This is a genomic window from Neorhizobium huautlense (assembly GCF_030811685.1).
Classification (GTDB): domain Bacteria; phylum Pseudomonadota; class Alphaproteobacteria; order Rhizobiales; family Rhizobiaceae; genus Neorhizobium; species Neorhizobium huautlense_A.
This window is the reverse complement of record NZ_JAUSRF010000006.1, coordinates 253,107-266,325: the sequence shown is the minus strand read 5'-3', so window position 1 is coordinate 266,325 and position 13,219 is coordinate 253,107. Positions and strand designations below refer to the sequence as shown.

Below are 13,219 nucleotides of genomic sequence, written 5' to 3'. Positions count from 1 at the left end.
GGCCTGTTGGCGCCCGCGCAATCGACCCGAAAACCGGCTCCGGTTTTCGGAAAGTACGATGCGCAAATCTTAAAATGCTATCGCGTCCACTTTGCGCCATCTCCGGTGCAAAGTGGACGCGATAGTGTAAAGCGGGGCCGATAGCACAATCAGAGGCGCGGGGCACCCTTGTCGACGAAGGAAAGGCGCAAGTCCGGCTTTTTTCCACCGGCATAGGCCATGCGGGCCGAGAATCCACGGCTTTCTTTCGCCCCGATCGACGCCGCCGGCGGCGCGATCAATGTTTCGGCAACCACCAGACCGCCGGACACGAGTTCGGCGCGAATGACTGAAAGCGGCCGGTCGATGGCATCGCCGTTTTCGATAATGCCGGTCACCAGCATGGCCTGCATGCCATTGGCATCCTGCGGCGTCAGGTTGGCATGGGTGATGGTGAGGCCACGCACGGGTGCCGCATCCGCCGGCCCTCCTCCGATCAGCGAAAACCCGCCGGAAAGACCAAAGACCAGCACGAAGACCAGTGCAACGATGGCTGAGAAAAAATCCGCCGACATACGCATCAGCGCCTGTTCGGCGCGCCCCACCAGTCGCGCAGCAAAACCGCGCTGCGCCACCGACGAAACGGCAGCGGGCGCCGGACGGTGAACAGATCGGCGATTGTCGTTGCGGGGAGCGGCTTCGAAACTGCGGCGTTGGGCGCTGTCGCGCACCGTCACGAACTGCGCATCGACAACGTCATTTTGTGTTTGCCGACCTTGCGCCTGCGAACGACGGCTTGGCGAAGGCGGCAGGATGTCGTAGTCAGCGGTCGTGTTCTCTTGGTGTGAACGGCCCTCTTGGCGTGAACGAAATGCGCTCATGGCTTCTCCGGCCTCCTCCAGCCCGTTATCCCCGAGAGTTGAAAAGCACGAAGAAGCAGGGGCATTGAAACGAATCCCGCCCAGAAGTAAATTTAATTGGTTAATGCTTCGCAAAGACGGTCGCTAATCCACCTCTTTCCGCCAAAGATTCATGCTCTGTAAACCTTCTGCGTTTACGCACGCGAAAAACCAAAACCTGATGGACTGGACGATCGGTTGATCCATTTCGAAAATGTCGGTTTGCGGTATGGAATGGGTCCGGAAATTCTCCGGGACATGACGTTCGACATCCCGAGCGGCTCTTTCCAATTCCTCACCGGCCCATCCGGCGCCGGCAAGACCACACTTCTGCGTCTGCTTTTCCTGTCGCTGCAGCCGACCCGCGGCCTGATCCGCATGTTCGATCGTGATCTGACGCAGATCCCGCGCAGCGAAATGCCGATGCTGCGCCGGCGCGTCGGCATCGTCTATCAGGATTTTCGCCTTCTCGATCACCTGACCACCTATGAAAACGTCGCGCTTCCCTTGCGTGTACGCGGCAAGGACGAATCCTCGTATCGTAATGACGTCATCGAGCTTCTGAAATGGGTCGGCCTCGGCGAGCGTATCAACGTTCTGCCGGCAGTGCTTTCCGGCGGTGAAAAACAGCGTGCCGCCATTGCCCGCGCCCTGATGGACCAGCCGGAAATCCTGCTCGCCGACGAGCCGACCGGCAACGTCGATCCGCCGATGGCACGCCGCCTGCTCAACCTCTTCCTCGAACTCAACCGGCTCGGCACCGCCGTCGTCATCGCCACTCACGATCTGGCTTTGATGGATCAGGTGGATGCGCGCCGGATGATCCTCACCGAAGGGCGGCTCGATATCTATGAATGAGTTCGAGCGCATCAGGCGGTCACGCCTGCCGAAACAGGAATCCAAGCGGGCGATCCCCGCCACCGACGACCTGCCGGAGCAGCAGCCGCGCCGCGCCGAAATGCAGGTGCGCCCCACCGGCCCCATCCTGCCGCCCTCCAACATTCAGGGCAATGCGCTGATGGTGGTGATCGCCATCATGTCCTTCCTCGCCTGTCTCACACTCGGCGGCGTCAGCATGGTGCGGGCCACCGCCGCCAGTTGGGAAAGCCAGATCTCGCGAGAAATCACCATCCAGATCAAGCCGGATGACGGGCTGGACATGGATGCGACGCTTGTAAAGGCACGCGATCTGGCGCTCAGCTTCGTCGGCACCCGGGGCGGCACCATCATGGACGACGGTGCCACCGCGCGCCTGCTCGAACCCTGGCTCGGCAGCGGCCTCGACCTCAAGGAATTGCCGGTTCCGCGCCTTGTCATCATCACCATCGATGAAAGCAACCCGCCCGACTTCCAGGCCATGCGCGACCGTCTGCATGCGGAAATCCCGCAGGCCTTTCTCGATGACCACCGCACCTGGGTCGATCGTCTGGTTTCCATGGCCAAGACCACGGTGATGATCGGCGGCGGCATTCTCATCCTCGTGTTCACGGCGATGATCCTGACCGTCGTCTTTGCCACGCGCGGGGCCTTGTCCAGCAACCGCCACATCGTCGAGGTGCTGCATTTCGTCGGCGCCGAAAGCGGTTTCGTGGCCCGTGAATTCCAGAAACATTTTCTGAAGATCAGCCTGAAGGGCTCAGCCACCGGTGGCGTGCTGGCGGCATTGCTGTTCGCGATCGCAAGCTTCTGGCAGAGCCGGTCGCTGGCAACCCCGGAAAGCGATCAGGCGACAGCGCTGTTCGGCACATTCACCATCGGGCTCGGCGGTTATATCGGCATCATCGCCACGATCGCCATCATCGCACTGCTGACGACGCTGACTGCCCGTTTCACGGTCATGCGCACGATCGACGAGATCGATCTGGTCCGCTCCGATCCGGCCCGCTCAGACGGGCTTCCCTCGTCCTGACGTGACCGACGCCGGGCGGCTTCGAAATATGGCCCTGTTCTTGCCGCGAATCTCGGGCTAAGGACAGAGCATGACACCCGGGATGACCAGCAACGAGCAGGAACCGCAGCGCCAGCCGGAACGCCGGAAACGCAGCGGCTGGCTGTCACGCACCAGCCCGCTACGTCGGTTCGGACGCTGGGTGATCTTCTGCTGTCTCGTCGTCATTGCCGTGTTCTGCGGTGGTTTTTTGTGGTTTGCCAACGAGGTAACCTCGCTCAAGGAACCCGACGGGGTGAAGGCCGACGCGATCGTGGTGCTGACCGGCGGTTACCAGCGTATCGATCAGGCCGCCGGCCTGTTGCGTGACGGCGCCGGCAAACGGCTGCTGATATCAGGCGCGCACCCATCCGCCACACCGAACCAGATCCGCAAGACCACCCAGGTTTCCGCCGACCTGTTTTCGTGCTGTGTCGACATCGGTTACGACGCCATCGACACGATCGGCAATGCCAACGAGATCATCCGCTGGATCCACGATCACGGCTATCGCTCGGTTCTGGTGGTGACCAGCAATTACCACATGCTGCGCAGCCTGCATGAACTGCGCCGACGGGATGTGGAAACGGAATTCATCCCCTACCCGGTGATCAATTCCGATCTGGCGCGAAAAGCCTGGTTCACCGATCCGGATGCGATGCGCATCATGCTTGCCGAATACGGCAAGATGGCCGCCGCCATGCTGCGGGACTGGGCCGGCATGTATCAGGGCAGCGGCCTGCGGACCGACGCGGACGGTGAGGCGCCGAAAGGCAAATAACCCCTTCGCCGAACCTGCGAACCGACAGCGCGCTTTCCTCCTTCGCCGATATCGTGTACGCACCGCACACCCACCATCCGGAAATGCTTCATGCTGCTCTTGCGTTCGATCCTGTTCAACACCGCATTTTACGTCAACATCATCACCCGGATGGTCGTGTTCACGCCGATCTACTTTCTGCTGCCGCGCAAGAAGGCCTTTTTCATCCCGAAAGGATGGGCCTCGTCTTCGAACTGGCTGATGGAAAAGATCGTCGGCGCCAAATTCGAGATCGAGGGAACGGAAAACATTCCCGAAGGCGGCTGCATCTTTGCGCCCAAACACCAATCGGCCTGGGATACGTTTGCGCTTCTGCCCTATCAGCGCGACCCGGTCTATATCCTCAAGCGTGAGCTGATGTGGATCCCGCTATTCGGCTGGTATGTCGCCAAGCAGCGCATGATCCCGGTCAATCGCGGCGCCCGTGGTAAGGTCATGGTCGAGGTGATGAAGCGCACCAAGGAAGAAATGGATGCCGGCCGCCAGCTGATCATCTATCCCGAAGGCACCCGCCGCGCACCGGGCGATACACCCGACTATCGCTATGGCATTGCCCGCATCTACCGCGACATCCAGGTTCCGGTCGTGCCGATCGTTGCCCATTGGGGCCTGTTCTGGGGCCGCCGCAAGCTGGTCAAATATCCCGGCCGCTTCAAGGTAAAGATCCTGCCGCCGATCCAGCCGGGCATGGAGCCGGACGCCTTCTTCACCCACCTGATCGCCACGCTGGAACAGGCAAGCGACGAGCTGCTGATCCAGACCGCGATCGACAACCCGCACCTGCCTCTGCCGCCGACTGCCGTGAAGCGCCTGGCGGAACTGCAGGCGCAAACCGTTTCCTGATCAAGAACGGATCGCGACGGCATCCTGCCGCTGCAATGCCTGCACCCGATTGCCGACGCCTTCGAGCCAGAGATCGCGAATGCCCATTTCGCGCAGATGACTCAGCGTGTTGAGCACATAGGCATCGTTGGGACCGGACTGGCCGGTGGAGGCGTGCACGATGCGTGAGGCCTCTTCGACGTCCAGCGCGCCGGCATATTGCTGGTGGGCGCGATCGACGACATAACCGACCGCTCTTGTCTGGCGCCCGTCCGCCAGCATCAGCGGCAGCATGCGCTCCAGATAAACCTTCGTCACAAGTTCGCGTTCATGCAGATAAGCCATGACCGGCTCGCGCAGTTCTCCGCGCACCTTGAAGGCCACTCCGCGGCAGGAACCGCCACGATCAAGCCCCAGCACAAGCCCCGGATTTTCGGGCGTTCCGCGATGCACGAAGGACCGCACGCACAGCGACCGCCGGTATCCGAATGCGCGCGCCGCCAGTCGCTCTTCATACTCAAAGCCCGGATTCCACATCAAGGAACCGTAGCCAAACACCCAAAATTCGTCCATATCCGACGCCACACCTCTGCAATCGAAGCACCATTGGAGAACATCATGGCAGCGTCAAGCCGGCGGAGCGTCAGCGGCAAGATTTGGTTCCTGGCAGCCCTCATCGTTCTGGTGATCGGCGTTTATACGGGCGGCTGGTTTTATGCGGCATCGCTTCTGAAGGAACGCACCTTTACCCTGCTCGGCAGCCAGGAAAAGGCCGGCGTCATCGCCGAATGCACCGATGCCGAATATCGCGGTTATCCGTTCCGCATCGGCCTGTTCTGCTCCAAGGTATCGGTCGATGACCGCAACAATGGCGTATCAGCCGCCTTCGGCAGCCTGCGCTCGGCAGCACAGGTCTATGCGCCGCAACATGTCGTTTGGGAACTGGATGGCCCGTCGGAAATCCGCACCAGCCATGGCCTGAGCATTTCCTCTGAGTGGGAAAGCATGGTCTCCAGCCTGACGGCCAAGGGACGCGGCGTCGAGCGCTCTTCCACGGTCATCAGCGCATTGCAATCGGCAATCGTGTCGTCAGCCACCGGCCAGACCTTCAACTTTGCAGCCGGCGAGACCGAAATGCATCTGCGCCAGAACGGCGCCGATCTCGATGCGGCCATGACGGTGACCAATGCCAGCCTGACGGGTGGCAACCTGCCGCAAGGCCTGCCGGCACTGACCACAAGCGCCGATGTGACGCTGACCGGCAAGGCCGGGCTGATCGACGGCAGTGACCGCAATGTCTCGCTTTATGGTGCCGAAGGCGAAATCCGCAATCTTTCCGCCGACCTCGGCGAAGGCCGGCTGATCAGCCTGTCGGGCCCGTTCAGCTTTACGGCCGACGGCCGCCTGAACGGCAAGATGAAGCTTCGGGTGGAAAAGCTGGAAGCCTGGAAGCAGAGCCTGGAAACCATCATTCCGGGCATCGGGCCGATGCTGAACAACGCCACCAACATGCTTTCCGCTCTTGGCGGCGGTGATCGCGCCTCGATCGATTTCACGATCAAGAACGGCAAGGTTCTGGTCGGCGGCTTCATCGCAATCGGTGAAATTCCGCCGATCTGATTACTTCTTCTGATCCAGCGCGTGGCGTCCGAAGTCGGGCGCATCCACGTCCTGGCCGGCCTGAATGATCGACCGGCGAACATCACGGGTGCGGGTGAAAAGCTCGAACAGCTTGTCGCCCTCACCCCAGCGGATCGCCCGCTGCAGATAGGCGAGATCTTCCGAAAACCGCGCCAGCATTTCGAGGATCGCATCCTTGTTGTGCAGGCAGATATCGCGCCACATGGTCGGATCGGACGCCGCCAGACGGGTGAAATCGCGGAAACCGGAGGCCGAATATTTGATCACTTCCGATTCCGTCACCGTCTCCAGATCATCGGCTGTGCCAACGATGTTGTAGGCGATGATATGCGGCAGGTGCGAGACGATGGCCAGCACCTTGTCGTGATGCTGCGGATCCATGTCATCAACGCGCGAACCGAGAGCGATCCAGAACGCCTTGAGCCTGTCCAGCGCCTGCGCATCCGTTTCCGGCAGCGGCGTGAAGATGCACCAGCGATCACGGAACAGGCCCGCAAAACCGGCATCCGGGCCGGATTTTTCCGTACCCGCCAGCGGGTGGCCGGGAATGAAATGCACACCCGCGGGCACGAACGGTGCCATCTGGGCGATCACCGAAGCCTTGGTCGAACCGACATCGGTCAGGATCGCGCCCGGCTTGAGATTCGGCGCGATCTGCTCGGCAACCGCACCGGACGAACCGACCGGAACGGAGACGATAACCAGATCGGCATCCTTCACCGCTTCGGCAGCGGAAGAAACGTAATGCGTGCCGAGCTCCAGCTCTTCCGCACGCTTCAATGTCTCAGTGCTGCGCGAGGAAATCACCACCTCATTGGCCAGCCCCAGCGCCTTCACATCACGGGCGATGGAAGAGCCGATCAGGCCGATACCGATCAGGGCAATACGATTGAACTGCGGATCGGTCATACGCTTTTCGCCATGAACTCACCGAGTGTTTCGATGACGCCGCGGTTTGCTTCTTCCGGACCGACGGTCATGCGCAGCGCATTCGGCAGACCGTAGCCTTTGACCATGCGCAGGATGTAACCGCGGCTGGTGAGAAACGCATCCGCATCCGGCGCGCGCTTGCCATCAACATCCGGGAAATGGATCAGGATGAAATTAGTGACGGAAGGCGTGACCTTGAGACCGATCGTCTCGAAGGCATGGGTCAGCTTGTCGAGCCACAGCTTGTTGTATTCGACGGCATTGCCGATAAAGGCCTGGTCGCGCATGGCGGCAGCACCGGCAGCGATTGCAGGCGCATTGAGGTTGAACGGCCCGCGCACACGGTTCATCGCATCGACGATTTCGAGCGGGCCATACATCCAGCCGATGCGCAAAGCCGCCAGACCATAGACCTTGGAGAAGGTGCGGCACATGACGACATTGCTGTTGGACGAGACGAGTTCGATACCGGCCTCGTAATCGTTCTTGCGAACATATTCCGCATAGGCCGCATCGAGAACCAGAATGACGTTTTTCGGCAGCCCTGCCTGCAGCCGGCGGATATCCGCAACCGGCACATAGGTACCTGTCGGGTTGCCCGGATTGGCAATGAAGACGAGTTTTGTCTTCGGCGTGACGGCAGCGAGGATCGCATCGACGTCAACTGTGTAGTCTTTCTCCGGCACGGTCACCGGCGTGGCACCGGCGCCCATGATCTGGATCTTGTAAACGAGGAAACCGTGCTCGGTGATGATCGCCTCATCGCCGGCGCCGAGATAGACGTGGCAGAGCAAGCCGAGCAGTTCATCGGAACCATTGCCGCAGAGAAGATTTGCGGCATTCAGGCCATAGATCGAGGCAATCGCCTCGCGCAGATCATGCGCCTGGCCGTCCGGGTAAAGCTCGAGATTGCCGGCAGCCTCGCGAAAAGCCTCGATCGCCTTGGGGCTGGGACCATGCGGCGTTTCGTTGGACGAGAGCTTGTAGACGCGAGCCACACCTTCCGCATGATCCTTGCCGGGCACATAGGCGGCAATATCCAGGATACCCGGGCGCGGAACGGGCTTCATCATCTCGGTGCTCATCAGACAGACCTTCCAGGGAATACGCCGGAAAAGCCGGCGAAAGATTGCCCTGAGGCAATAAAACGGAAGCGCCGTCTTGTCGAGTGGAAGATCGTCAGTCGCGACTACGGGTGCTTGGCACGCCCTGCGGCGACAGAACCGGCACGAAGACACGGCGCGATGCGCGCGCAGCCACCGGCAGGCCCTGATACAGCCGCTTCTGCGCCTCTACCACGATCACGCCTGAAAAGACCGGCCAGAAACGCCGCCCGCCCTGCTCGAAGAGGTGCCGCAGCTTCAGGAGAAACCGCAATTTTGAAGGCGGAAAGAAGAGAGCCTCGGCGCTCGCCGATGGTGTAAAATTGCTTTCCCGCAGAAGCGAGGTGAGCTGGCTGCGCGAATAGGGTCGACCGGAACCGAAGGGCGTATGCTCCATGCGCGCCCACACGCCGCGACGGTTCGGCACAACGATCACAAGCCGACCGCCGGGCGCCAGAACGCGCCAGATTTCCTTCAGGCTCTCTCGCGGATTTTCGGCAAACTCCAGCGAATGCACCATCAGAAAACGGTCGATAGAGGAATCCGGCAGCGGCAGCTCTTCATCGAACACGAGCGCCGTGGAGGAAAGCTCGCCGGGCGGCCAGTTCACCGCCCCCTGCCCCGCCGGCATGAAGGCGAAGGTGCGTTCGGTATCCTTGCGGAAACGATCGAGATAGGGAACCGCATATCCCAGCCCCACCAGCCGCTCCTCCGGCAACCGCGCCCAGAGAGACGATAGCGCCATGGCGATCGACTGTTCGGCCACGCGGCCGAGCGGCGTCTGATAAAATTCGCGGAGGTCTACGATATCGGCGTGCATGGCAATTTTGCTATCAAACGGCTGTTGGACTTCAAGGAACCAATCTCTACATTGTTCAAACAAGCATTCAAACAAGTAGGGCAGACTGATGAAATCCCTGGAGATCGAAGTCTTTTCGTGTCGGACCGACAATTACGGCGTCCTCGTCCATGATCCCGAGACGGGCCTGACCGCCTCCATCGATGCACCGGAAGAAAAGCCGATCGTGGACGCGGCTGAACGGCGCGGCTGGAGCATCAGCCACATTTTCACGACCCACCACCATACCGACCACGTGGAAGCCAATCTGGCGTTGAAGGCGCGTTTCGGCCTGGAAATCATCGGTCCGATCAACGAAGCCGTCGCCATTCCCGGCCTTGATCGCAGCGTCGAGGATGGCGACGAATTCCTGTTCGGTGAACATCCGGTGCGGGTAATCGAAACGCCGGGGCACACCGCCGGCCACATTTGCTTTCATTTTCCCGACGACAAGATCCTGTTTGCCGCCGATACGCTGTTTGCACTCGGCTGCGGCCGCCTGTTCGAGCGCCCGGCTGCCGACATGTGGCATTCGCTGCAGAAACTGGCCGTGCTGCCGGATGAAACCGCCATCTATTTCGGCCACGAATACACGCTGTCCAACGCGCGTTTTGCGCTGAGCATCGACCCGGACAACGAGGCCCTGAAACGCCGCGCAACACAGATCGAGGAGATGCGCGCCGAAGGCCGCTTCACCATCCCGACCATGATGGGGCTGGAGAAGGAAACCAATCCCTTCCTGCGCGCCACCGACCCGTCGATCCGCCGCAATCTGATCATGGAAGGCAAGACCAACGAGGAAGTGTTTGCCGAGATCCGCAAGCGCAAGGACAATTTCTGATGACCGGCAGCGCGGAAGAGATCATTGCCACGCTCGGCATGCAGAAACATCCGGAAGGCGGATGGTATGTCGAAACCTTTCGAGATGACCATGGCGCGCCGCGCGGGCACTCGACGGCGATCTATTATCTGCTGCAAGCGGGAGAGCGCTCGCATTGGCACCGCGTGCGCGATGCCGCCGAAGTCTGGCACTTTTACGCCGGCGACCCGCTGATGCTGAAAATCTCGACCGATGGTCATGAAGTGGAAAGTGTAACGCTCGGCACCGATCTCGTGGCAGGTCAAAGACCGCAAGCCGTGGTGCCTGCGGATGCCTGGCAATCGGCGGAACCGCTCGGCGCCTTCACGCTTGTCGGCTGCACGGTGGCGCCGGGCTTTGATTTCGCAAGTTTCGAAACGGCGCCGCCGGATTGGCAGCCGAGTCAACCTTAGCGGACCGTCCTATTCGCCGGAACGTTCGCGCTTTTTTCGTTCGCTGTGACGGACCCACAGATAGGCGTAGGTCCAGCCGCCTGCGGCGATGGCAAGCGGCAACACAATGAATGCGTAAATCTGCAAACCAGTCATAGCAGACCTCGTAACGTGTACTTGCCCGACAAATGTAATATGGACGCAGCAAAAAGCCAACATGCGCCCACAGCCACCAGCGGCAATGCGCTCGCCATTGATCCTGCCGGCGCATAAAAGGCAGCCGCGATCGGCGCGAACACACCGACAGTCAGGCAGGATGTCGACGCCCGATCAAACGCGTTGGCGATATATTTTGTCTGCTCATTGTGAATGACCGACATTTCCCAACGCCCCCAAGCCGGACTGCAATCAACCTCACCCGCCGTATTTCGTCGCCTTCACATAAAGCGGGCCCATCCGCGTCGGGATATAGGCGTAAACCGGCGCATACACATTGGCCCCCTCCGCCTTGGCGAACCAGACTTCCATCGACACCGTCTTCAGATATTCGATATCCGTACGACCTTTCCGATAACCGGACTTCGGCACGTATCGGATCGAGCAGACGATCGCGTCACCCTTGAAGCCGCTCGTGGAGAATTTTTCCGTGCCCTTGGCCGTCAGCACCAGATCGAGGCGGGACTCGCCGTCATAAATCGGCAGCTTGTTGGGGCAGACTTTGGCATCGGCTGGAAAAATCATGCCGGACAGCGGATCGAGAACGGATCGCAGATCACCATCGCTGATCGGAATCCAGCTTTTCGGCCGCGCCTTCGGCTCCGGTTTCACCGTTGTCGAAACGACATTGCCGTTGCGATACTGGACGTCATAGGTCTGCGTTTTCTTTTTGGTCCTGTAGACCAGCGAATAGGAATTGGCCTGCAGCCGGTCGCGGCGTACGGACCCTTTGACCGTCGTTTCGGCGGAGGTTTTCGCGATCACATCAACGATGCCGGCAGAACTGAAGCGCCCGTTGATCGTATAGGAGTTATCGTCGAATGCACTGGCAAAGGACATGCGTGCCACCGGCAGGATGCCAAGCGAGACGCTGTACTCACTCGTATGGCGGATTTCGGCCGCACCGGCGGGCGGAGCGCCCGCGAACGCAATGACGATGGTGGCGAATGCGGCGGAAACCTTGGCGACCATGAACCAGTCCTGACCTTAAGAAATGTTGACGTCATATAGACGTGCCACTATGGCAAGAAAATAGCGACGCAAGCAGCCTGAGTCGGGATTATCCCGATTCGGTTGAAGGTTTGGCTTGACGCGCGCGGCCCCACTGACTATAGAACCGCAACTTTCCAATCAGGACCAGTTGGATCGGCGTGACGGGCATTGTCCGTATGAGCCTCCGATTGCAGAAGAAAATAAAGGTGAATGCCATGTCTCGTGTATGCGAACTGACCGGCAAGGGCGTAATGACCGGCAACAACGTCAGCCATGCCAACAACAAGACCCGTCGTCGGTTCCTGCCGAACCTCTGCCAGGTCACTCTGATCTCCGACGCTCTCGGCCAGCGTTTCCGTCTGCGCGTTTCGGCTCACGCCCTGCGCTCTGTAGAGCACCGCGGTGGCCTCGATGCATTCCTCGTCAAGGCTGACGAATCCGAACTGTCGATGCGCGCCCGTCTGCTGCGTCGCCAGATCGTCAAGAAGACCGCTGAAGCCGCTTAAGCTTCAACGTTTTACATCATCGGTTTAGGTGAAGGCTTGGGCGTTTTCGCACAAGCCTTTTCCTTTGCTTTATTCCAACTGGTGGCATCTCCCAGGATAAAAAAATGCTGACGCAACGTCATACCCTCATCTATGCCCTCGTCATGGCCGCCATCGTGGTTGCCTCCAACATTCTCGTCCAGTTTCACCTGACGGGAGTGCTCTTCGGCATCGCCCTCGGCGATCTTCTGACCTGGGGCGCATTCACCTATCCGGTCGCCTTCCTCGTTACCGACCTTGCCAACCGCCAGTTCGGCCCGGCCACGGCCCGCCGCATCGTTTATGTCGGCTTTATCGTCGGTGTCGCCCTGTCCTTCTGGCTGTCCGAGCCGCGCATCGCCATCGCCTCCGGCACGGCCTTCCTGATTGGCCAGCTGCTGGATATCTCGGTGTTCAACGAATTGCGCCGCAAAAGCTGGTGGAAAGCACCTTTGGCCGCTTCGATGATCGGCACGGTGATCGACACCGTCCTGTTCTTTTCGATCGCCTTCGCCTCGGTATTCGCCTTCATCGGCCCGAACCTCGAGTTTGCCGCAGCCCAGGCCCCGATCCTCGGCGTCATGGCAACGGAAGCGCCACGCTGGATCTCCTGGGCGCTGGGTGACCTCGTGGTCAAGATCGTGGTCGGCGTCGTTCTGCTGCTGCCCTATGGCGCACTGATGAACGTGTTGAAGCCGATGCCGCAGGTTACCGCCCGCTGAGAGCAACGCCTGCCTGAACAACCGGATGACGGAGCACAGCCTCGGCCAGCTCCGTCACCGAATTCATCGAATTGAGCCGCAACACCGGCGCCGTCTGCGTCTCAAGCCAGGCCTCATGGGCAGCAAGACTGCGCTGCCCAGGCCCCGCCACATCATAACTTTCTGCCCATTCCAGAAAAGCCTGGCTCTTTTGCGCCATATCGCCACCGGCTGAGATGCGCGCGCCATAGCGCTCGGCCTCCCGCTTGCGGATGCGCGCCATGCGGACGGCTGGATCCAGCCTCAAAAACACGATCAGCTGATACAGCGGCTCAATGGACATGCCCCATTTGAGCGCCGACCCGGTCAGCACCCAGCCGCGTTCCGGCTGCGCCTGCTCCTCCAGCATGGCGATACGCGGCCCGATCTCGCGCGGCGTCGTATAGGGCGGATCGGTGGGCATCCAGTAGAAATCGTCGGAATCGAGATGCGGAATGCCGAGCTTCTCCGCCAGCGCGATCCCGAGTGAGGTCGTGCCGGAACCGGATGCACCCATGACATGAATACGAACCATC

At 60.4% G+C, this 13,219-nt stretch carries 17 protein-coding genes; 9 read left to right on the top strand and 8 right to left on the bottom strand.

The features are described from left to right. Positions 1-149: 149 nt before the first annotated feature. A complete protein-coding gene (locus tag J2T09_RS11370; RefSeq protein ID WP_306834344.1) occupies positions 150-860 on the bottom strand; it encodes a hypothetical protein in 711 nt (236 codons plus the stop codon). A 216-nt stretch (positions 861-1,076) separates the two neighbouring features. Here J2T09_RS11370 and ftsE point away from each other — a divergent pair, with 216 nt between their 5' ends. From ftsE to J2T09_RS11350, 4 genes are all read left to right on the top strand, one after another. Continuing rightward, positions 1,077-1,736: a cell division ATP-binding protein FtsE gene (gene ftsE / locus J2T09_RS11365; RefSeq protein WP_153355299.1), complete on the top strand. Its 660-nt coding sequence runs from the start codon at positions 1,077-1,079 to the stop codon at positions 1,734-1,736. A gap of 100 nt (positions 1,737-1,836) precedes the next feature. Further along, a complete protein-coding gene (locus tag J2T09_RS11360) occupies positions 1,837-2,787 on the top strand; it encodes a cell division protein FtsX (protein WP_306834549.1) in 951 nt (316 codons plus the stop codon). A 70-nt stretch (positions 2,788-2,857) separates the two neighbouring features. Continuing rightward, positions 2,858-3,586 (top strand): YdcF family protein, encoded by a 729-nt coding sequence (locus J2T09_RS11355; RefSeq protein ID WP_306834342.1) that lies wholly within the window; start codon positions 2,858-2,860, stop codon positions 3,584-3,586. A gap of 90 nt (positions 3,587-3,676) precedes the next feature. Then, on the top strand, positions 3,677-4,468 hold the full coding sequence (locus J2T09_RS11350) for a lysophospholipid acyltransferase family protein (RefSeq protein ID WP_306834340.1): 792 nt from the start codon (positions 3,677-3,679) through the stop codon (positions 4,466-4,468). On the opposite strand, the gene J2T09_RS11345 is transcribed toward J2T09_RS11350, so the two are convergent. Next, positions 4,469-5,020: a gamma-glutamylcyclotransferase gene (locus tag J2T09_RS11345; RefSeq protein WP_306834339.1), complete on the bottom strand. Its 552-nt coding sequence runs from the start codon at positions 5,018-5,020 to the stop codon at positions 4,469-4,471. 45 nt (positions 5,021-5,065) lie between these two features. Here J2T09_RS11345 and J2T09_RS11340 point away from each other — a divergent pair, with 45 nt between their 5' ends. Next, entirely contained in the window at positions 5,066-6,067 is a 1,002-nt protein-coding gene (locus J2T09_RS11340) for a DUF2125 domain-containing protein (RefSeq protein WP_306834338.1), read from the top strand. On the opposite strand, the gene J2T09_RS11335 is transcribed toward J2T09_RS11340, so the two are convergent. From J2T09_RS11335 to J2T09_RS11325, 3 genes are all read right to left on the bottom strand, one after another. Further along, positions 6,068-6,997 carry a prephenate/arogenate dehydrogenase family protein gene (locus J2T09_RS11335; RefSeq protein ID WP_306834337.1) on the bottom strand — a complete coding sequence of 310 codons (930 nt, stop codon included), beginning with the start codon at positions 6,995-6,997 and terminating at the stop codon, positions 6,068-6,070. Continuing rightward, positions 6,994-8,103: a histidinol-phosphate transaminase gene (hisC, locus tag J2T09_RS11330; protein WP_306834335.1), complete on the bottom strand. Its 1,110-nt coding sequence runs from the start codon at positions 8,101-8,103 to the stop codon at positions 6,994-6,996. The genes J2T09_RS11335 and hisC overlap by 4 nt, the downstream gene beginning before the upstream one ends. Positions 8,104-8,197: 94 nt before the next feature. Continuing rightward, positions 8,198-8,941: a class I SAM-dependent methyltransferase gene (locus J2T09_RS11325; RefSeq protein ID WP_306834334.1), complete on the bottom strand. Its 744-nt coding sequence runs from the start codon at positions 8,939-8,941 to the stop codon at positions 8,198-8,200. An 88-nt stretch (positions 8,942-9,029) separates the two neighbouring features. Between J2T09_RS11325 and gloB the strand changes: the two genes are divergently transcribed. Together gloB and J2T09_RS11315 are read left to right on the top strand one after the other, a co-directional pair. Then, positions 9,030-9,800, top strand: a complete 771-nt coding sequence (gloB, locus tag J2T09_RS11320; protein ID WP_306834332.1) for a hydroxyacylglutathione hydrolase — start codon at positions 9,030-9,032, stop codon at positions 9,798-9,800. Next, positions 9,800-10,231 (top strand): cupin domain-containing protein, encoded by a 432-nt coding sequence (locus J2T09_RS11315; RefSeq protein WP_306834330.1) that lies wholly within the window; start codon positions 9,800-9,802, stop codon positions 10,229-10,231. The genes gloB and J2T09_RS11315 overlap by 1 nt, the downstream gene beginning before the upstream one ends. Before the next feature lie 9 nt (positions 10,232-10,240). Here J2T09_RS11315 and J2T09_RS11310 read toward each other — a convergent pair whose 3' ends face one another. Continuing rightward, entirely contained in the window at positions 10,241-10,366 is a 126-nt protein-coding gene (locus tag J2T09_RS11310) for a hypothetical protein (protein ID WP_306834328.1), read from the bottom strand. Between the two features lie 258 nt (positions 10,367-10,624). After that, a complete protein-coding gene (locus J2T09_RS11305) occupies positions 10,625-11,398 on the bottom strand; it encodes a DUF3108 domain-containing protein (protein ID WP_306834326.1) in 774 nt (257 codons plus the stop codon). Between the two features lie 236 nt (positions 11,399-11,634). Here J2T09_RS11305 and rpmB point away from each other — a divergent pair, with 236 nt between their 5' ends. Both rpmB and J2T09_RS11295 read left to right on the top strand, forming a co-directional pair. After that, on the top strand, positions 11,635-11,925 hold the full coding sequence (gene rpmB / locus J2T09_RS11300; RefSeq protein WP_306834325.1) for a 50S ribosomal protein L28: 291 nt from the start codon (positions 11,635-11,637) through the stop codon (positions 11,923-11,925). 104 nt (positions 11,926-12,029) lie between these two features. Continuing rightward, positions 12,030-12,665 carry a queuosine precursor transporter gene (locus J2T09_RS11295; protein WP_306834323.1) on the top strand — a complete coding sequence of 212 codons (636 nt, stop codon included), beginning with the start codon at positions 12,030-12,032 and terminating at the stop codon, positions 12,663-12,665. On the opposite strand, the gene J2T09_RS11290 is transcribed toward J2T09_RS11295, so the two are convergent. Then, complete coding sequence (locus tag J2T09_RS11290) at positions 12,652-13,218, bottom strand: ATP-binding protein (RefSeq protein ID WP_306834547.1); 567 nt, start codon at positions 13,216-13,218, stop codon at positions 12,652-12,654. The two genes, J2T09_RS11295 and J2T09_RS11290, sit on opposite strands and share 14 nt — an antisense overlap. Between the last annotated feature and the right edge of the window lies 1 nt (position 13,219).